Annotated in this window: 15 protein-coding genes and 5 tRNA genes; 19 read left to right on the top strand and 1 reads right to left on the bottom strand. The window is 28.7% G+C overall.

The window, feature by feature from the left end; all coding sequences use genetic code 4:
• Nucleotides 1-42 precede the first annotated feature (42 nt).
• The 11 genes from ACXYRO_RS02925 (at nucleotide 43) to ACXYRO_RS02875 (ending at nucleotide 16,080) form a co-directional block, all read left to right on the top strand.
• Nucleotides 43-2,481: a putative immunoglobulin-blocking virulence protein gene (locus tag ACXYRO_RS02925; protein ID WP_458614258.1), complete on the top strand. Its 2,439-nt coding sequence runs from the start codon at nucleotides 43-45 to the stop codon at nucleotides 2,479-2,481.
• An 8-nt stretch (nucleotides 2,482-2,489) separates the two neighbouring features.
• The gene (mip, locus tag ACXYRO_RS02920; RefSeq protein ID WP_458614257.1) at nucleotides 2,490-5,237 is read left to right on the top strand and encodes an Ig-specific serine endopeptidase MIP; all 2,748 of its coding nucleotides are present in this window, start codon (nucleotides 2,490-2,492) and stop codon (nucleotides 5,235-5,237) included.
• Nucleotides 5,224-6,792 (top strand): MSC_0624 family F1-like ATPase-associated membrane protein, encoded by a 1,569-nt coding sequence (locus ACXYRO_RS02915; RefSeq protein WP_458614256.1) that lies wholly within the window; start codon nucleotides 5,224-5,226, stop codon nucleotides 6,790-6,792. Before mip ends, ACXYRO_RS02915 begins: the two co-directional genes overlap by 14 nt.
• Nucleotides 6,782-7,387: an MSC_0623 family F1-like ATPase-associated protein gene (locus tag ACXYRO_RS02910; RefSeq protein WP_458614255.1), complete on the top strand. Its 606-nt coding sequence runs from the start codon at nucleotides 6,782-6,784 to the stop codon at nucleotides 7,385-7,387. The genes ACXYRO_RS02915 and ACXYRO_RS02910 overlap by 11 nt, the downstream gene beginning before the upstream one ends.
• A gap of 1 nt (nucleotide 7,388) precedes the next feature.
• Nucleotides 7,389-8,312, top strand: coding sequence for an MSC_0622 family F1-like ATPase gamma subunit (locus tag ACXYRO_RS02905; RefSeq protein ID WP_458614254.1), 924 nt, complete (start codon nucleotides 7,389-7,391; stop codon nucleotides 8,310-8,312).
• Nucleotides 8,305-8,757: an MSC_0621 family F1-like ATPase epsilon subunit gene (locus tag ACXYRO_RS02900; RefSeq protein ID WP_458597647.1), complete on the top strand. Its 453-nt coding sequence runs from the start codon at nucleotides 8,305-8,307 to the stop codon at nucleotides 8,755-8,757. The genes ACXYRO_RS02905 and ACXYRO_RS02900 overlap by 8 nt, the downstream gene beginning before the upstream one ends.
• Complete coding sequence (locus ACXYRO_RS02895) at nucleotides 8,750-11,392, top strand: MSC_0620 family F1-like ATPase-associated subunit (RefSeq protein ID WP_458614253.1); 2,643 nt, start codon at nucleotides 8,750-8,752, stop codon at nucleotides 11,390-11,392. Before ACXYRO_RS02900 ends, ACXYRO_RS02895 begins: the two co-directional genes overlap by 8 nt.
• Nucleotide 11,393: 1 nt before the next feature.
• Nucleotides 11,394-12,911 (top strand): MSC_0619 family F1-like ATPase alpha subunit, encoded by a 1,518-nt coding sequence (locus ACXYRO_RS02890; RefSeq protein WP_458614252.1) that lies wholly within the window; start codon nucleotides 11,394-11,396, stop codon nucleotides 12,909-12,911.
• Entirely contained in the window at nucleotides 12,911-14,287 is a 1,377-nt protein-coding gene (locus tag ACXYRO_RS02885; RefSeq protein ID WP_458597644.1) for an MSC_0618 family F1-like ATPase beta subunit, read from the top strand. Before ACXYRO_RS02890 ends, ACXYRO_RS02885 begins: the two co-directional genes overlap by 1 nt.
• 94 nt (nucleotides 14,288-14,381) lie before the next feature.
• Nucleotides 14,382-15,209, top strand: a complete 828-nt coding sequence (locus tag ACXYRO_RS02880) for a DNA adenine methylase (protein WP_458597643.1) — start codon at nucleotides 14,382-14,384, stop codon at nucleotides 15,207-15,209.
• A 1-nt stretch (nucleotide 15,210) separates the two neighbouring features.
• Nucleotides 15,211-16,080, top strand: coding sequence for a DpnII family type II restriction endonuclease (locus tag ACXYRO_RS02875; protein WP_458614251.1), 870 nt, complete (start codon nucleotides 15,211-15,213; stop codon nucleotides 16,078-16,080).
• A gap of 28 nt (nucleotides 16,081-16,108) precedes the next feature.
• Here the strand turns inward: ACXYRO_RS02875 and ACXYRO_RS02870 are convergent, their stop codons facing one another.
• Nucleotides 16,109-16,828, bottom strand: a complete 720-nt coding sequence (locus tag ACXYRO_RS02870) for a transposase (protein ID WP_458614250.1) — start codon at nucleotides 16,826-16,828, stop codon at nucleotides 16,109-16,111.
• Nucleotides 16,829-17,097: 269 nt separating this feature from the next.
• Here ACXYRO_RS02870 and ACXYRO_RS02865 point away from each other — a divergent pair, with 269 nt between their 5' ends.
• From ACXYRO_RS02865 to ACXYRO_RS02830, 8 genes are all read left to right on the top strand, one after another.
• Entirely contained in the window at nucleotides 17,098-19,158 is a 2,061-nt protein-coding gene (locus tag ACXYRO_RS02865; protein ID WP_458597640.1) for a PTS fructose transporter subunit IIABC, read from the top strand.
• Nucleotides 19,158-20,066 (top strand): 1-phosphofructokinase, encoded by a 909-nt coding sequence (locus ACXYRO_RS02860; RefSeq protein ID WP_458614249.1) that lies wholly within the window; start codon nucleotides 19,158-19,160, stop codon nucleotides 20,064-20,066. Before ACXYRO_RS02865 ends, ACXYRO_RS02860 begins: the two co-directional genes overlap by 1 nt.
• Before the next feature lie 27 nt (nucleotides 20,067-20,093).
• On the top strand, nucleotides 20,094-20,231 hold the full coding sequence (locus ACXYRO_RS02855) for a hypothetical protein (RefSeq protein ID WP_435129979.1): 138 nt from the start codon (nucleotides 20,094-20,096) through the stop codon (nucleotides 20,229-20,231).
• A 168-nt stretch (nucleotides 20,232-20,399) separates the two neighbouring features.
• A tRNA-Asn gene (locus ACXYRO_RS02850) sits at nucleotides 20,400-20,474 on the top strand.
• A gap of 5 nt (nucleotides 20,475-20,479) precedes the next feature.
• A tRNA-Glu gene (locus ACXYRO_RS02845) sits at nucleotides 20,480-20,555 on the top strand.
• A 4-nt stretch (nucleotides 20,556-20,559) separates the two neighbouring features.
• Nucleotides 20,560-20,635 (top strand) — tRNA-Val (locus ACXYRO_RS02840).
• 3 nt (nucleotides 20,636-20,638) lie between these two features.
• Nucleotides 20,639-20,714, top strand: a tRNA-Thr gene (locus ACXYRO_RS02835).
• 31 nt (nucleotides 20,715-20,745) lie between these two features.
• Nucleotides 20,746-20,830 (top strand) — tRNA-Leu (locus ACXYRO_RS02830).
• Nucleotides 20,831-21,017 lie beyond the last annotated feature (187 nt).

Below are 21,017 nucleotides of genomic sequence, written 5' to 3'. Positions count from 1 at the left end.
ATATATATATATATATATACGTGTCAATCGAAGGAGTGTCATATGAGTATAAAATTAAAACGAAAATATTTGATATTAAGTGGTTTAGTAGTTGGTACATCACTTGTTTCAAGTGTCACTGGATCAGTCCTGTATAATTTTTCACCCACCTCATCGTCAGATAATAGTAGCAACCTACCTGAATCAATTAATAAACCAGTTTTAGAAAATATAAATCATACTGATATAACAGTTGGCATTAGTTCAGTTGTTGATTTAAATTTACCTAAACCAAAAGAAAAGGTTAAAAAAATAGATGAACCTACTGTTAAGACAACTAAAAAAGTTGATGAAAACAAAGAAGTGACAAAAACTAAGGAAACAGTTATTTTAAATCAAATTGAAAAACCAAAACCGATAGAAAAACAAGAGTTAAAACAAGTTCCTGAAAAGAAAAAAGATGAACCAAAACCTGAAACAAAACAAGAAATAAAGAAGAGTGAACCTGCTTCAGCGCAAAAAATAAAACAAATCGTTATAACCCCACCAAAAGAAGACGAAAAGAAAGAATTACCAATTGCTCAACCTCCAAAGCAGGAAGTAAAAAAACAAGAAAACTTTAGTCCTAAACAAGAACAATCGAATAAAATATATATTCAAGGTGTACCTGTTGATGCAGATGTTACACAAAATCCAGGAAGAACAATTGCTCAATATGATGTAGAACGTGATATCGCTAATCGAAGACCATATTCACAGGAAATAAATAAGGTTCTAAATAGTATTACAGTTACAGACCAACTGACTAACAGGGTTTTATCTAATGCAGTTGCAGCATTTAAAACCATACATGATAATCCGAATGATACAATAGGGCTTATTAAGCAAATTTTTGATGATAAACAATATAAAACAGAAACTGAACGCGATGCTAATATTCAAAGTTATATTAATCAACAACCATGAGTTTGAGAAAAAAAACGATATCAATACAGTAGATTAATAGATTCACCTAATATCAAGTATTTTTTAAAGAATCCAGCTGATTATGAAAAATTTAAAAATTACCCTGATAAAACAGTTCGTGATTGACTCTTAATAGAAAATATTGACTTTTCTAAATTTACCCAAATAGATCCAAGTGCATATTCGGAATTACAAAAAGGATTTGTTTTAGATCCGAGAGAAATTTATATCACTGAAGATGGAAAAATTAACTCACATGTATTTGGTCAACCAGATGAATTTAACTCAGTTTTAGGTGTACAAACAAGAGATAATGAAACTAGGAGAACCTTTAGGATCTCAGGACCATTTGGCCGTGATGGTGATTCAATTTTAAGTGGTAATTATAAAGACTGAAATAAAACTGATATAAAATATGAAGCAAGATTTGCTAAATATGATATTCAAGGAATAAAAGGTATTAATATTTATAAACTTACAGCAAAGCAAAAAGTTGATGGACAACTTAATGAAGGAACTGTTTTAGAAATTAATATGTTTGATTCTAAAGCATATGCTAAAACAAAAGAACTTTTGGAAGGATTTAAAAAAGATAATATTAATATTACTTCATATCGTTTCTTAAATATGGGTGCAGCATCGGCGAATCAGAAATTTAAAGAAATTTTAGATTTATTACCTCAAAAAATTCCTCAATTAGAATTATTCTTTGATGCATCTGCTGCAAATACATCTGCATTAATAGAGCTAGAATACAAAGAAATCGATGAATTAGGTTTATATACAACCGGAAATGCACTTTCAGAAAAATGATCAATTAACCCGTTAGCTCTTCGTAAAACCGCTTGGGTTAATACACTAGATTCTAATTTAAGTAGAGATTATCCAGCGAATTCAAATATAGCTACTAGAATTGTATTTTACTCTCTTGCTTTTGAAGAAAGTGATATAAAAAAGAACACTTCTGATCCATATTCAAGAATTAATGATGGTTTAAGAATGGCATATTGAACTAGAAATAATGAAAAAATATTTGAAGGACAAAGCGGAGGTGGAAACCATCCCGATAACAATGAAAGTGGAAACAGTTATCCGTTAGGTCTTGATTTTTCTAGAGCACCATCAATTCGTTCATTGCATGGTTTAGTATTCTCAGATGTAGTTAAAACATCAAATGCTCCAAGAAAAATTAAAAGATTATTATTATTTAATGATTCAGAATACTTTAACATTTCTTCTAAAGAATTAAATGATGCAGGTTTTGAAAACATCGCTAAAGGAGAACCGGGTCCACCAGATGCAAAAATAATATTTAGTAACAATAATACAACTAAATATGTTTATTTAACTGGTTCTGATCAACTAACATCACGTGGATTGGGTTATTTAAAGGATTTATTTGATTTAGCTAAACAACTTAATAAAACAACCATTTATGTACAACCACAAGCAATAGAGTTAAAAAAACAACTTGAATCAAATGGTTATACAGTTGCTGTGTATAGTCAACAAGAAGATGATCTTACATTAACTTAGGAGGTTATATGAAGAAAATAAAGTGATTTAGTATTTTATCTGCATCTTTATTAATTCCAGCAACAATTGCTGTTGCTTGCGGGACAAAAGAAGACAAAAAAGATACTAATGATTCAGAGACAAAAGGTGGTTCAGGTAGTTCAACTGATTCAGGTGGAGCAAAAAGTTCTTCTGATCAAGATGGAACACAAAGTTCTAGCGATCCTGGGGGTTCAAGTTCTTCTGGGAGTTCAGGTGGGCAATCAGTGGGTGAGCAAAAACAAGTTAAACCTATATCAAAAGCAGAATTTGCTACAATAGTAAATTCGTTAAAACCAGATGACCAATTTGAATTAGTTGCTACAAACACTTTGGTTCCTACCACAAAAGAAAATACACTTCCTACAAAAGTTTTTGATAACTTACAAAATTGAAGTATTAAGGTTAAAGATAACTACATAAATAAGTTTAAGGCAGTTTTAACTAATGCTACCTTAGATGGAAATAACCGTGCTAAGGCGAATCAAGAAGGTAAATTAACTATATATGTTGAATTTACCAATCCTACTAATAAAAAAGATACCATTGTTAAAAGTTATGATATCAGTGGATTTAAGCAAGGTATGGAAGAAACAATCCATATCCCTGCTCCAACTAATGATGAATTCAGAACATATTTTAATAAAGATTTAAAACAAAGATATGATTATGATAATCAAAAATATACTGATTCATTTGTTAGATATGCATCTGCAGATGGTTCATGAGAAAGTTTAAGAGGTGGACTTTTCAAAAAAACAAGTGCATCTGAAATAACAAGTTTTAATCAAAAAGCAGCATCGGTAGGTGTTTCTGATTATCGTAGCAGCGTTGTTAAAGGATTTTCTACACCTATTTATAAATCAGATGGAAGTGTGGATGGATTATATATCAACCAAGAATCACAACCAGCACAACCGAGTTGAGTTGATTCATATGGTAAGAAAGAACCGTTTAAAACAACCGGATTAGCTCGTACACTACCTAATCAAACATATGTTGATATTGCAAAACAAACATATGCAATTAATATTGGGAACTTCTTAGTTTCCGGTGATGAAAATATTCGTAATCAAGTTGCTAAAATACTTGAAAACAAAGAAGATTTAACTGAATTTATAAAAAAATTAAGTGATCCACAAAGAGTTAAATATTACACTGAAAGACTTACTAAAAATCCAGGATCGCAATGAAAAGAATATGTTCGTGATGAAGTTTATAACGAACTTGTTAAAGAAAATAATAATGATTACACAAAAGTTAATAAACTTGTAAATGATTATTTAGAAATTTATAAAGCACCAATGCGCAAGCAACTTGAAGCAGCAAATTTCCCTGCTGATGTAAAGCAAAGAGTTCTAAATGAAATTAATTCATCTGTTGCTTATAATTCATTAATTACCCTACCTATTTTTGCTAAACAACAAGATAATATTGGTGGAACAATGTGAATTATGGATTATCAAATTCCAGATGATGGAAGCTACCCAACTAAGTTTTATTTTGGAACTAATTTACATGTTGCTGATGCGATTAAAGAAGGAAGGTTTGTTGGTTTTGGAATAACCAGAATGAATAAGGATGTTAATCCTGTGTTAAATACCTTAAAATTAGTTGGATTAAATAGTCCTGCAATGTTTAGAACTTTCGGATTTAACAAGGAAGCAATTCGTAGAGTTTTTGATGCACGTGATTTTCTTAATACTAAACCATCAGATTATTTAGCAGAACCACAAAAAGATTTATATAAAAATGCTGAAGAATTTGCGGATTTTGCGGTAGTAGAAATAGATTTTGCAAAAGCAGATTTATCAAAAGTTTTGATAAATACTAATGAAGCGTCCAATGCTGCAGCATTAGCAAAATTGGTTACTAATGATTATAAGGACTTACCAGATGATAAAAAAGTTAAATTCTTACCTAATTCGTATTTAAAAGATTATCAAAAGATTAATGTCCCCTTAGCAGTTAAGAAAAACGAAGAAAATTCATTAAATAAATACGATCAATTATTTATTCTAGGTTTCCCGTTAGCTAATTCAGGTAGTTGAAGAGATTTTTATCTAAAAAGATATATTGATGATGACCAAATTAATGTAGCAAAATATTATCGGACCTTATGAATTAATTCTGATCCTGATTTTTATGACTATAAGGTAGGAGAAAACGATTCAGATCAAAAAACCCAAGAACGACTGGCTCGTGGGAACCGTTTATCATACGATTTAGCATATCGCACCTTTATTGATAAACCTGGTCTTACTGATGCTTTCTTATCTGCACCTGTTTTATCTCACGGAAAAAGTCCATTACAAAACCTATATACATCTGATGATAATAAGCAATATATCAACTTTGGTTTAGAATACATGCCACGTTGATATGCTCCAGGTGGTGGTGCATCTGGTTCGTCGGTTCGAAACCAAAAAAACGAGTTAGTTGGAATTTATCATTATTCTAATCCAACAGCAAGAACCGGTTTAGCAGCAGCATTTAGATCCGAAGGATACAGTTATAATGGATTATATGGAAGCTATAATTTACCACAATATGATTTAATTTATGGTGGTGGAAAAGATCAAAAGAATTCATATCGTGAAGCAATGTCTAAGTTAAATATCGGTAAAACTAACTTATTTCCAAATGGATTTGCAAGCGAAAACATCCCGACACAATTTAAATTTACTAATAATATATTAACATATCAAAATACCAAGGAAAATAATGAACAAAATTAATAAAGTCATAATCAATCGTAAAATTTATAATGATTATAGCAATCGACTTAATTCTAAATCGCAGAGTTGATGAAGCACTATTTATAAATATATTTTAGTTTCTTTCTTTGTAATTTCGATGTTAGTAGTTGTCATCTTGCTAGATAAATCTATTTTCCTTACATCATTACTTAGTCAATCTGCTGCGGATAAACCATATTCAGATTTATTTAACTTTAATTCAGTAATTTCAAGGCAAGATAATGCTGTAATAATGCTGCGCTTTAGTCCACTTGTATTTGTGTTCTTTTATTCGGTGTTTAAAAACTTCAAATCTATAGAACAACAAAAAGAACGTATTGCAACCTATTTAATTTTTTATTTACTATATTTCACTTTATCGCTTATATCATTGTTTTCACTCTTTTTTGCATTAACCAAAGATACCACAACAATCGCTCACGATGTATTTAATTTGTATTATTTATTAATTCCGCTATTTTTAATTAATGTTGCGTATGAAATATATACTTATATTTATAAACGTAAATCAGAACCACTTTTATATGCTTCAATATGACCTTTGGTAATTCAAATAGTTTCACATACTATCTTGTTATTATTTACCTTAATTAATATGTTTTTATGAGATGCAAATGCTTATTTTCCTGAACCTACACAAGAAAATCCAGATACCATTAGAGCAACAGTCCCAGGTAACGAATTAATAAAAGGTTCAGAATACTTATTATTTTCAAGCAAAAACTCTTATTGAGCAGCTGTTGATGCATTATTTAATGTTAAAGCTGCTAAAAACCTAGTAATCATTATTTTATTATTTATCTTAGTTGGTTTATCTATTTTAGGAGCAAATATCAAAAAAGTACTTCGTTATAGTGAAAATGAAATTTCTGATAATGCTTCTAAAGATAAATTTGTTTTATATTTTGCTATTATAGGTGTTTTATTGTTATTAGTTATTAAAACAATGACTATCAATTTGCGAAATCGTCTTACCTTATTAGATGGTGGTGATTCATATAATTATTTATACATTTTATTCATAGTAATTGGATTCTTAATTACTACAGGATATTTTGTTGGGATTGAATTTTTCTTTAGAAAAAATAAAAATACAGCATTATTTACTATTTATATGTCATTAACACAAGGATTATTATGAATGTTATTAACCGTTTCAATCTTTGTTATTTCTAGTCCAAGTGATTATGTATATAATGTCTTTGCGATAACTATCTTCTCTGCAGCAATTTATATTCATTATATTGTTCGTCATAAAAATATAAATCGATTATCAATTTTTGCAATTCTTAGTTCCTTATTTTTACATAGTTCATTAATCTTTATCTATGCTTTAAATCACTTGTTAGTTGCTCAAGATAACTTTATGTTGATATCTGCACCTACCCCAATATCCTTACTTAAAATACTTACCATTATTAATTTAATTGTTGTCGGATTGTTCTTTATCTCAATTCTTATTTACACTTATGTTTGATTACAAAAAATTAATTTTGCATCTAAAAATAAAGGAGTAATTACTCATGAAAAATAAAACTATACTAGTTGAAACACCTGAACTTTTAGAGGTTTATAACTCATATAACCAACTTGTTTCAGAATCAAAATTCGTCAGTTACAAACAATTCTTTGCTTCTGTTTTGTTAAAACTTAATTCAAGTTTTAATTCAAAGGAATTTGAAAACTTTGAGGCACAAGTTAAAAAGGCATTTAAAAATAAATATGATTTACTTTTTCAAAAATTTGTAATTACTTTTAATTTAAATCCAAAATTTAGTCTTAACAAACTAGTTCCGATGTTAGCTAAATATGAATCATCTAATAATCAAGCAATAAGTTTTAGAACACAATCTTTTGATTTGGTTGTTAACCCAGATGAAAATATAGATGAATTAAATTTAGAAATTGCTAAATATCAAAAAGTTGACGGAGAGGTTTATCTAACTGAAAATCCTAACCAAAATGAAGATAAATTTGAAATTTTATTAAACGAAATGAATTTATCTTTATTAAGGTTGCTACTAGGTGGTTATGTTGTTGAAATTCTACCTAACATAGTTTTATTTATTTCAAAATATACCAATGCTTTAAAACTTTTCTTTAATAATAATATTTTAAAAGAAGAATAAAATGCATTTAAAAGATATCATTCAGAAAAAACAAAACTTTGAAAATATTAAAATCAAAGTTAATAATGATAAAAATATTTTATTAATAACAATTGTTAAACTAACACGAAAACTTGCTTTTTATGTTGATAATGCTTTATTAAATGTGCAGTTAATTCAAGCACTTAAAAATAAATATAACATCAAAAACAGTTTTATTGAAGATATTTCATTTGTTAAAAATAATAGTTTTTTAAGAAATCTAAAAAAATCATTTATTAAAGAAAAAGAACTGTATATTTATTTAACTGAAGAACAAAAATATGGAACCGATTCATATACTCGTTATGAAAAAACAATTTTAAATAAAATTAAAGGTAAAAATGTTGATTTTATTACTATCGGAAACCGTGCATTAAATTTTGCTAAAAGTAATAATTTAAATGTAATAAAAACATTTAAAAGTTCTGCAGAAAAAAACCTTGCAAGAACATTAGCACAACTAACCAAGATTTTATATTTAGATAGTGAATACAAAAATGTGCATCTAGTTATTAACTCAAATAAAAACTATAAAGAACCTTATACATTGCTTCCGATGTCAAATTTTGATGTTGATAAATTACTAAACATTCATCCAGAAAATGAGTTTGATAAGGTTATTAAAGATTATAAAATTTATCCAAACATTGAAAGTTTTATTGATAATCAAATTACTATTTTCATCGAAAATGCAATTAACTCATTAATTATCGAATCATCGTTTTATAATGCTAAAAATGCTTTGGTTGCTGCTAATAAAAAAGTAAAACAACTCGATGAAGAACTTCTTAAAGTTACTAAACGGATCCATCGCATTAAACAAGAAAAACAAATAGAAGAAATTGTTTTATTAACTAAGAAAAAACAAACTATTTTTGAAGAAGGTCGAAATGAGTATGAGTAAACCTATTGAAATGATTTTCTTGGATAATAAGAAATTAAGAATTAAAAATTATGATTTATATATTAATCATTATCAAGAAAATACTTGAATTAAAGTTTCTGATAACTCTATTGGTGCATATCCAAGAATGTTAATTAAATTAGTTAATCCACAAAACAAAAACACTTTCTTTATGTTTTTAAAGAATGTTAATATAGTTTCAAAACCTGATAAAACCTTAGTAAAATCATTTTCTAATATCCATTTTTTCAAAGTTGCTGCAACAAAGCAAAAATACAAAAAAGAACTTGATCCACTTAAATATCAAATATCTCGTTTAAAAACCTTGCGATTTGTCGGTTTAAGCATTGATGAAACCATCTTATTAGATGACTTGAAAAATGATTTATATGAATTAGAATTAAAGCAGTTGTTGAATTTAACAGAAAGGGAAACATATGAGTAAAAAATGAAAAAAAATTCTTAATGTTCTTTCGTTAGCAACTGCCACAATGACACCTATAATTTCGCTTTCTACACAAAACAAAGCAAAGTTAGATATTAAGCAAACAGATGGTGAAGAAAATCCAAGTACTCCAGATAATCCTGGGACACCTAGCGATCCAAATAATCCACCAGAGGATCCTCGCAATCCAAAGCAAAATAAACCTAGAGATATATCGCCTGATTTTGATACATTTAGGACAGAAGCAGATGATAAGTTTCATTCAGACTTAAAACCTTTTTTAGATAATCTTATTCAATATTTACAGAACGAAAGAGATAAAGAACAAAAAGTTGCTGATTCTGCTGTAAATCCATCTTCAACAACACCTGAAACAAAACCTGGTGGAAATACCCAAAATCCAGGGGATCAAGGAAGTAATGAACAACCATCAAATCCAGGCAGTCAGGGTGGTCAACAACAACCATCCAATCCTGGGGAAGAACCAGGAAAAGGTAGTGAAGAACAAAAACCAAAAGATGATTATCGTGGAAATCGAAGTAAAATAACTTACTTAGATAAGTTAATTAAATTCTTTAGTGATCATAAAGATGATATTGCTGCTAACCCTGAAAAATACGGAATGAATGCAATCTTTCCAAAGGTAATATCTCGGGATAAATATTATGATTATGCAACCGTTAAGTTCAATGGTAAGGATTATACAAATATAAAAGTCGGTAAAAGTGATCCGACAAACTATGAGAAGGCTATTGAAGGTAATGATCAAAATGAAATTAATATTGATGAAAAACGTAAAGATCAAAAAAATACCATTAATAAAACTGAACTCGATACAGCTTTAAATAAGTATATCAATAAGTTAAAAGATAAGATTCCAGAAATCTTTATGAATCCTGATGATATCACTAAAATCGGTAAGGATGTTGAAGTTGTATATGATCCTAAAACCGATTCATATACTGTTACACCACCTAAAGGATTTAAAACTTGAGATGAATACTTTATAAATAAGATCAAACCAAGATATACAGCATTTGACTTAGAAGCTAACAAAGATATTGAGATAGAACCTAAGCAACAGCCCCCACAAAACAATCAAGTCACTCCACCTGATTCGGCTGCACCGAATACAAATCCGAATTTACCTGAACAACCCAATGATGCATTAAATCCTCCGATAAATCCTCAAGAATTAATTTTGCAACTACCACCATTATTTCCGAATATCAGTTATAAACTTTATAACCCTGTTGATCAAAATCTGCCTATCGCAAGAAATGATGGAGAAGATTTGGGAGATTATTTATATAGGGTTTTCAATGACCAAAATGTTTCACAAGAAGTAAAAGATAGTTTATTCTTCTTTGATAATCCGATTAACATTCGTTATAGATATCGAGTTGTAAAACTTGAAAAACCTACCGATAATGCTAGAAATTCATTAATACCTACTATTGAAATTCAGGACTTACTAGATCCTAAGTTAAAACGTGAATATCAAGTTGCACATGTTGATTCGGATGCAAATAAAACAGATGCTGATAAAGATGCTCCAAGTTCTACAAAATATAAATACCTTGATACCACTGATGATGAAACTCACAAGAGATTCAATTTCTTATATCAAGGTGAAATAAAAGCACTAAAAGAAAAATTCGAAGATTTATATAAAGCAGTAGGTATTGAATACGAAGATACAGTTAAAGACGGTGACAATGAAGTAACTAAAACATTCTATTTAGACTATGATAAATTAAATTTCTTAAAAGATGTTAGAACAGCAATTTTTAGTATGGTAGCTTACGGGGTGCAATTTACAGCAACCGAAAAACCATTCAACATCCAACGTGAAATATTGTTAAATGATCCAAAATTTACAGTTATAAATACTCCAGATTATGACAAAGTAAATGCACAATCAATAAAAACTTCTTCTGAAGCAGTTATGGGATTTTTATTTAGAAATCTTAAAGGTTCATCAGTTGAGTCAAAAAGATATAATGGTCCATATTTTTCTCACCTTGCACAAGCATATAAAGATGAATTAACTTTTATTCTTCTTGCTTTAAAAAATGACCAAGTAAGAAAAACAGTTGAAGAAAACTTTAAACAAATTAAAGCAAATACCAAAATATTTAATGATTTTATTAAACAGACAGAAGTTAACATTAACAAATTATTACAATATTCACAATCACAACAACCTACTTTTAATATCATCGCTTGATATGATAATTATGTTAATTTAGTAAAAGAAATAGGTCCTGGTATGCTAGCACTTAAGCAATTAATTATTGCTAATAAACTACCACCTACACCACCCGAAGAAGATCAAAGTGATGCAGATAAAGAAAGTCAAAAAACAATTGATTCATATCAACAACACTATCAATTAATTGATAGTCAATTACAGAAGTTTAAACAACCTGATAATAATCTGTTAACAATTTTAGGAATATTATTTTTAGCCACAGGAAGTATTTTAGTTGCATTGAATTCTGTTGGTGCTATTATTAATAGACTTAAAAGAAATAATCAACTTAAAACTATTTACATTATCGCAATCGTAGCAATTATTCTATTCCTAGCTATCGGTTCAGTATTTTTAGGAATAGGATTGAAAGGAATTTAATATGAATAACCCAAAAATTACATCAATTTTTGATTACATAGTTGAAGTATCTGGTGAATTCCCTTATAAACAGAGACAGTTTTATCACCTTAAGGAAAATCCTAAGTTAAAACTTATGTTAATCAATGCAAGCAAAACCCGTGCCTTTTTGATTGCTAATACCAAAAATGCACAATTACGGATTAATTCAGAAGTTGTTTTAGAAAACGATGAAGCAAGAATTGATACTTTTCAAAATTATTTTGGTAAGGTTATTGACATCGAAGGGAATGTGATTTTACCAACTGCAGAAAACACATATAAACCTACTCCACTCGGAGCAAAAATCTTTGAACTAGCACATGATTTAACCACCGTTAAAACCTTAAACGAACAATTATTTACCGGTATTGTAGCAATCGATTTATTAATCCCAATTGGTAAAGGACAACGTGAATTAATCATCGGTGATCGTCAAACCGGAAAAACTCATATTGCGTTAAATGCGATTATTAACCAAGCTCGCAACGGGGTAAAATGTGTTTATGTAGCGATCGGACAAAAACGCGAAGCTATTACCAGAATTTATAATACCTTAGCAGAATATGATGCTTTAGAAAATACTATAATAATTGATGCACCATCAACAAGTGCATATGAACAATATTTAGCACCATATATCGGTATGGCACATGCTGAAAATATTTCTTATGAAGATGATGTATTAATTGTTTTTGATGATTTAACCAAGCATGCTAATATTATCCGTGAAATTGCTTTATTAACAGATCGACCAGTAGGAAAAGAAGCGATGCCTGGAGATACATTCTTTTCACATTCACAACTACTCGAAAGAGCTGGTTCGTTTGTAGGTCGTAAAACTATTACAGCATTACCAATTCTGCAAACTGTTGATGGTGATATTACATCGTTAATTGCTTCAAATATTATCTCAATTACCGATGGACAAGTTGTTACAAGTGCTGATTTATTCTCACAAGGGGTATTACCAGCAATAAACATTAACTTATCAGTATCCAGAACTGGTTCAAGTGTGCAAAGTAGACTTGTTACTAAGGTTGCTGCTGAAATTGGTAAAGCATATAAAGAATATAAACGTCATTTAAAGCTTGCGATGCTAGATTATGATTTTAATAAAGAAACTTCGTTATTAATTTATAAAGGAAAAATGATTGATAAGATGTTTACCCAAAGAGGATTTTCGTTACATACCCAAGATCTTATTTTGTTCTCATCAAAGTTAATCAGTTGAACTATTTTAAAAGGTGTTAAAGATGAACAAAAAGCAATCGCTTTTATTGATAAATTAATTCAAGTTGATGAGCAAGCGCGTAATTCATATAATACTGTAATGAGTGGTGAAAACTACGATGATAATTTACATAAATCATTTTTTGCTAATGCATTGAAACAATATTCAGATACATATAATTTAAATTGAGAAATTGAAACAGATGATTTATTCAAAATCCAACCTGCGATATTAGAACAAGTTGCTAGAGAATTAGGAGATAGATAATGCCAGGAAAAATTATTAATTTATTTTCAGATGTTATAGAAGTAGAATTTGATAAAGACAATCTTCCAAAAGTAAATCAACTGCTTACTTTACATGATGGAAAAACCTATCTGCTAGTAAAAAGAGTACTAAATGATACTACTATTCGTGCTATTATAATTTATAACTCTCAAGAAATATCGATCGATGATGCTGTAATTAATACTAAACAAAGTTTTATGGTTCCAGTTGGATTGCAATCATTAAATAACATTTATTCATTCCGTGGACAACCTTTATTAGATCGTGATACCCATCCAAAATACATTGAAATGGATTCAACAATTAATCCAAATCGTTATTTACATAATGAAATTGAACTTGTTGAAACAGGAATTAAAGCAATTGACTTCTTTATCCCGATTATCAAAGGATATAAATTAGGTATTTTTGGGGGTGCTGGAGTTGGTAAAACTGTGTTAATGAAAGAAATTATCTTTAATGTTAACAAAAACAGTGCTAATACATCAAATGTTTTCATCGGTTCGGGAGAACGTTCTCGTGAAGCCATCGAATTATTTAATGAACTTGAAAGTTCAAACTTAATGGATCGTTCTGCAATGTATATTTCAAAAATGAACGAATCACCAGGTGCTCGTATGTCAATTGTTCCAATCGGGGTAACTGCTACTGAATACTTAAGAGATGTTGAACATCAAGATGTGTTGTTATTTATCGATAATATTTACCGTTTTTTACAAGCTGAAAACGAAACTAGTGCAACCTTAGGTAAAAAACCATCAGTTGGTGGATACCAATCAACCTTAGAATCAGATGTTGCTAATATCCAAGATCGTTTATATAAAAACGAAAATGGTTCAATCACATCGTTTCAAACAATGTTCTTACCTATGGATGATTTATCTGATCCATCAGCAGTTGCTGTATTTAACCACCTTGATGGAAGTTTAGTGCTTTCACGTGTGCAATCAGCCAAAAATATTTTCCCTGCTTTTGACCCACTCGCTTCACAATCTAACTCAGTTGATGAAAAATTACTTGGTAAAAAACATTTTGATGCAATTATAGAAACCAAAAGAATTTTGAAAGCATATAAAGACTTAGAAGATGTTATTTTAATTCTTGGTTTTGATGAACTAGATGAAGAATCTAAGACAATTGTTAAAAAAGCCTTACAACTTGAAAACTTCTTTACCCAAAATTTCTTTATGACTGAACACTTTACTAAAGCACCAGGTCAATATGTTTCCTTAGAAGATACTGTCGATAGTGTAATACGGATTTTAGAAGGTAAATACATCAAACAAAGTCCAGAAATATTCCAATATGTAGGTTCAAATCTGCAAATTCCAACAGATGAAGAATTAGGATTGTAATAATAAAAAACATCTCTATTGGGATGTTTTTACATCACATCATAAATTTTTTAAATTTAAGATGTGATGTGAGTAAATATAATAAAATTAAATTATGGATTCTCTAAAAATATCCCCTTTTGTAAAATGAGCAGGCGGAAAAAGACAAATATTAAATAAAATAAAGCAAAAACTACCAAAAAATATAAATCGTTATTTTGAACCCTTTGTAGGAGGTGGTGCTGTATTATTTACAATTGAAGCAAAAGAATATTTTATCAATGATATTAATACTGCATTAATTAATGTTTATAAAAACATCAAAGACAATTACAAGTTATTTATTAATCAATTAAGCAAATATGATCAAAAATATACCAGTAAAGAAGATTATTATTACATAAGAGCAAAATATAACCAGAAATTGCTTAAAAATGAATATGATATGCAACTTGCAGCTATGTTTGTATATATAAACAAACGCTGCTTTAACGGCTTATATAGGGTTAATTCCAAAGGACAATTTAATGTTCCATTCAACGGAAATCAAAACCACCCATCTTTTAGCGAAGAAAACATTAAAAATGTTTCATTATTTTTAAATCGAAAGATAAAAATAATGAATCATGATTTTGCAGAAGTATTAAATGAAGCAAAAAAGGGAGATTTTATTTTTATTGATAGTCCTTATGATGTAGTAGGCGATGCAATATTTGTAGCATATAATAAAACAGGATTCACCAAAGATGATCATATTCGACTTTCAGAAGAAGTTAAAAAATTAGATAAAAAAGGATGTCTGTTTATGATTACAAATCATAATACACCCTTAATAAATCAGTTATATAAAGGATTTAACAAGGAGGTAATAGTTGTTAAAAGAACGATAAACAGGGATAAAAATAAAAGAACAGGGGAAGAAATTATTATTACTAATTATTAATATGACTAATATTGAAGAGTTTAAAAGCAGTTTGTTAGTGACTAACAGAAATTTTTTATTTTTTACAAATTGAGATAATGTTTTACAAATAGATAAGTATAAGGATTTGTTAAAAAAAATGGATGTTTTAATTCAAAACCCTAATTTCAATGAAGTTTTTAAGCAACTTTTAAATACTAATCCAAACATCATTTCAGTTTTTCCACTTTTATTAGCATTAAGCAAAAATGAAAGAGAACAACTTTCCAAAAACAAGGTTTTTAAAATTATAGATGATTTTGATTTTATAAAAGAATATAGTTTTAATGAAAAGATAACATTAACAGACAGCAAAATAGATGAATACCTTGAATTGTTTAACAAAACAGGATTAAAAAATCTTTTTGTAAATATACTTAGATTTTCTGTTTTTGACTATGTTACAGGTATTTTAGTCGGTTTAGATTCTAATGGTAGAAAAAATAGAAGTGGAAATTGATTTGAAGCAAGATGTTATCAACAACTAAAAAAGATATGTTTAAAATATAATGTTCATTTGTTTTCACAGCAGAATTTTAAAAAGATAAATAGCATAAAATCTTTACATAAAATAGGTGATTTTATGCTCATTAAAAATGAAAAAATTTTAAATATTGAAGTTAATTTCTTCTTAAATTCTGGTTCCAAACCAATTGAGATTATAGATAGTTATATAAATAGAAAAAATGAATTAGTTAGCAAAGGAGTAAATTTTATCTTGATAACAGATGGGCCATTTTGAAAGAATCAAGATAATTTGCTTAATAAGATGAACTGAAAAGTAGAATTCTTTAATTTTAGTCAAACCCTTTCACAGAATTTTAAAAACACTTTATTAAAGATGTTAGAATAATAAACTACCTAGGTAGTTAGGTAGTTTATTATTCTAAATTATTATGGACAACAACTTTTCCAAAGATATTTACAGCTTCATTATTGAATCTATGATTATTGCTGTAAATATGTTTAATTCTTTGTAAACCTCGTTGTTTTAAGTCGTTTAGTACTACTGTTCAGTAGTTTTCGTTTTTATCATCATTTAATCAAATACATATAATCTGATGATTATTAGAGTTCTTAGTAATTAAATAGTAATATTCATTAAATTTATCATCAAAGTCATTTTTGATATTTATTTTATTTAAATAAAGCGAATCACAAACTTTTTCTATTGGTGTTTGCATAAAATCGCAGGCATTGTTTATAACAGCATGAGCAAAATTATTTTGAATTTCCTTGTCATAACTAGACATAATATTAGATAAATATTCTATTTTATCAGAACTCTTTACATTGTGTGCATATGAATAGAAAATATTAGGTAAAAAAGCAGGACTTTCGCGATTATATTTTTGGATAAAAACTGAAACAAACCTAGTTGTTCTTAGTCTAGGATGATAAATTTTTATTTTACCTATTTGTGTATTCAGGGTACGCTCGTAAAAACCATTTTTGGAATTAAAATTTTTTGATACCTGGATTTTCCGATTATTTTTAATATAACTATATAACTCGCTTCTTAAAATATAATCTATAAAGAATTGCATTTGTTGCTTTAGAATATCAAGTTGTTGCTCTTGTGTTAAGATTGGTTTTTTCATAGTTTCTCCTTATAAATACACTTTATTTATTATAAATTTAAAGGTATAAAATTAATTTATTATAAAAATAACAAAATTATATATTCTACTTTTAAGTCTATGATATAGATATAAAAGTAAATATACGATTTATATACCTTTATTTATAACTTGTTAATTATATAACAAAATAAATTTGCTAATAAGTTAAAACACCAAATTTTTGAATAATTAATTACATCTTTTTGCTTTTTTGTTATTATTTAATATACAAAAAAGAAAGGAGAAAAATGAAAATCACAAAATTATTCGAACAAAAAGATACTATCTTTTTTGATCAAAGTTTTGCTAATAAGGATGCAGCATTAGAATTTTTATCAAATGAACTTTATCAAAAAGGATATGTATCGGATAAAGATAAAGCATTAGCATTATTTAAAGAACGCGAAAATCAAGCATCCACAGGTATAGGTGACCATATCGCAATGCCACATATAGGAGATGATATTGTTTTAAAAAATACCCTTGTTTTTATAAGAACCTCAGATTTCAATTGAGATTCTATTGATAATCAAAATATCAAATATATTTTTGGAATAGTTTTATCTAAAAATGATCGTTCAAGCGAACATATGCAAATTATGGCTAATTTATCAAGTTTGTTAATTAAAGCAGATTTTATAAATAAACTAGAACAAATAAAGACTGCAGATGAATTTTTAAACCTAATTGATAGTTTTGAAAATGTACAAACTGATACAAAATCAGATAATGATATTTACGATATTGTCGCTGTTACAGCTTGTCCAACTGGAATTGCACATACATTTATGGCTAAAGAAAAATTATATGAGCAAGCTAAGCAAATGAATGTAAAAATTAAAATTGAAACACAAGGAGCTGATGGGATTGATAATAAACTAACTGATGATGATATCAAAAATGCTAAAGGTGTGATTTTAGCAGTAGATCGCGAAATTGAAAAATCAAGATTTGCTAATAGTGATAATGTTATCGAAATATCAACTCAAAAAGCTATTCATAAACCAGAGCAACAAATTAAGAAGATACTTGATAAGCAAGGAAATAAATTACAAGGAATAAATGCACCAAGCAACCAAACTGAAGCAGCAATGACTTTTGATGGATTTGCTAAAAAAATGTATCGTTCATTGATGTCTGGGATTTCTCATATGCTACCATTTATTATTTTTGGTGGTATTATGCTTGCGATTGCATTCATTATTGACTTAATTATTGGCTCATCAAATGGAACTAATGTTGATTCAAAAGAATTTTTATCAAGTTTCGGATTTAATGCACCAGTATCAAATATTATTTTCCAAATTGGTAAAATTGGGCTTGGTTTGGCAGTTCCTATTTTAACTGCATATATAACTTTTTCAATTGTAGGTCGTCAAGGATTGCTACCTGGATTTGTAGTTGGAGCAATAGCAAGTGGGCAACTTGCTAAAACATACGGATTCTTAGGTGAAAGTATTAAAGCAGCAGGCGCAGATGCAGATAAAGTGCTTGAAACAGGGTCCGGATTCATTGGTGGAATATTAGGTGCATTCTTTGCTGCTGCAATGGTAATTGTTTTTGCTAAATATGTCTTTGGTAAATTACCAGAAAGCATGAAAGGGATTAAGAACATCTTATTTATGCCTTTAATTTCAACATTTGCTATTTCAATTATCTTTTGAGGTGTAAATATAGTTTTAATTTACATTAACTTGGGATTATATTTATTCTTAAAATTATTTGAAAGCAAACCATATTTAGCTTGATTATTAGGAATTATCATTGGAGCAATGATGGCTGTTGATTTAGGTGGGCCAATAAATAAAGCTGCATATATTTTCGGGGTATTATCAATTTCTGGAGGAACAAGTTCTATACCAATGGCTGCCGCTATGGCTGCCGGAATGGTGCCTCCACTTGGAATATCAGTGTCAATGTTTCTTACCAAGAAATTATGATCAAAAGAAGATCGTGATGCAGGTAAATGATCAAGCATTCTCTTTGGATTGTCGTTTATTTCAGAAGGAGCAATTCCGTATACAGCAAAAAATCCAAAGGTTATGATTCCTGCAAATATTGTCGGTGGAGTTGTTGCTGGTTTAATTACAGCAGCTCTCGGAGTTAATATAATTGCTCCACACGGTGGAATCTTCGTTATCTTCTTAGCACGTTCATCATTGTTTGGTAATAATATTGGTTTATCAATAGGATTAGGTATAGTATTTTTCTTATTAGCATTAATCGCTGGTTCATTCGCATCAGCTGGTACTATTTGACTTGCAAGTTATATTAATAAAAAATTCCCTAAAAAACCACAGGTAAATTAATGATTTATACACTTACATTATCACCTTCAATAGATTTATTCATTACATCTGAAAATTTTGATTTAAAGAAAGTGAACCGTTATGGTGAATTCGAACTTTTACCTGGTGGTAAGGGTTTAAATGCATCAGTAGTATTAAAAAGACACGGTTTTGATAATAAAGCAATAACATTTTTTGACTCACAAACTTTTGATATGTTCCAAAAAGATACTTTTTCAAAAGAAAAACTTGATGTTTTAAATATAGCAACAGAACAAAAAACTCGCATTAATATTAAATACTATGGAAAAACAACTGATTTTGAACTCAACGGACCAAAAACATTGATTAATGCAGACAAAGAAAACAAGTTATTTAAAGAACTTGATAAAATTACTAAGGATGATGTTTTAATGCTTATGGGTAAAGCAGATGAAGAACTGTTATTGAGGATACTCGAATTTGTTTCTTCAAAGAATATAAAGGTTGTTTTGGATATAGAGAGTTCAAATTTTATTAATTTTTTGCAATTTAAACCATTTTTAATTAAACCCAATATAGATGAATTAAAGATGATATTTGCTAGTTTATCAGATTCAGTTCATGATATAAAACATTCTATGCAACAATTACAAAATTTAGGTGCTGAAAATGTAATAGTATCAAATGGTGAAAAAGGTGCATATTTATTAGATTCAAAGCAAGATTTTTATACTCTAAAAATTAAACAAAAGGTTGACTTAGTTTCTGCAACTGGTGCAGGTGATACAATGATTTCAATATTTGCTGCAAGTTATTTAAAGAATCAAAATAGTGAAAACGCTTTTTTATTAGCAGGTGCAGCATCAATGGCGACTGTTACTAGTAAGTGATTAGCGAATAAGAAGAAAACAAAAAAATTTCTTTCAAATGTATTTATCCAAAAATAATGTATAATATTTAAACAAGGATAAATTATGGAAAAACAAGAAATTCAAAAAGTAAATAAAAAAAATAAATTAGCAAATGTAAGACTAATTTGACCTTTGATTATAGGATTAACTGTAGGTGTTGCTATTGTGTTGATTCTATGAGCAATTTTTTCAAATGTATAATAACATCAAAACACACATTTTATGTGTGTTTTACTATATCAAAAATTTAAAGAAAATGATTTTATTGTTATAATATATAAACACAAAGGATTGGACAAAAAATAAAAAACAAATTTTGATTATTTTTTGATTGTGCTATAATTAGTTAGCAATTTATTAAATGCAAATGCCGATTTAGCTCAGCGGTAGAGCAGCTGGCTGTTAACCAGTTGGTCGTTGGTTCAATCCCAATAATCGGCGCCATTTATGGTCTGTTGGTGAAGCGGTTAACACACATGGTTTTCATCCATGCATGCACGGGTTCGATTCCCGTACAGACTGCCATTTTGGAAGATTAGCTCAGTTGGGAGAGCGTCGCCCTTACAAGGCGAATGTCATGGGTTCGAGTCCCTTATCTTCCACCATATGCCGTCTTAGCTCAGTTGGTAGAGCAACTGACTTGTAATCAGTAGGTCGTAGGTTCGAGTCCTATAGACGGCACCAAAGCGAGTTTTTTTACACAAAAACTACCCTTGCACGGGTGGTGAAATTGGCAGACACGCTAGATTTAGGCTCTAGTGCTCTACGGCATGAGGGTTCGAGTCCCTCCTCGTGCACCATTCTTAATTTTAATTTAATTTTTAATTTATAATATTTTTTATTTTTTTAAGCTTTTAATCGTTTATAGTTAAACCTTTCATATACTATAGACAACTTCTTATATTTTTTTCTATACAATTATCAAACTTTTTATCACTTATAATTTAAAAAAAGTAATTTTGTAATAAATATTTTGTAAAAAATTAA

The organism is Mycoplasma sp. 4013, assembly GCF_054353875.1.
This window is presented reverse-complemented; position numbering and strand designations above follow the sequence as displayed.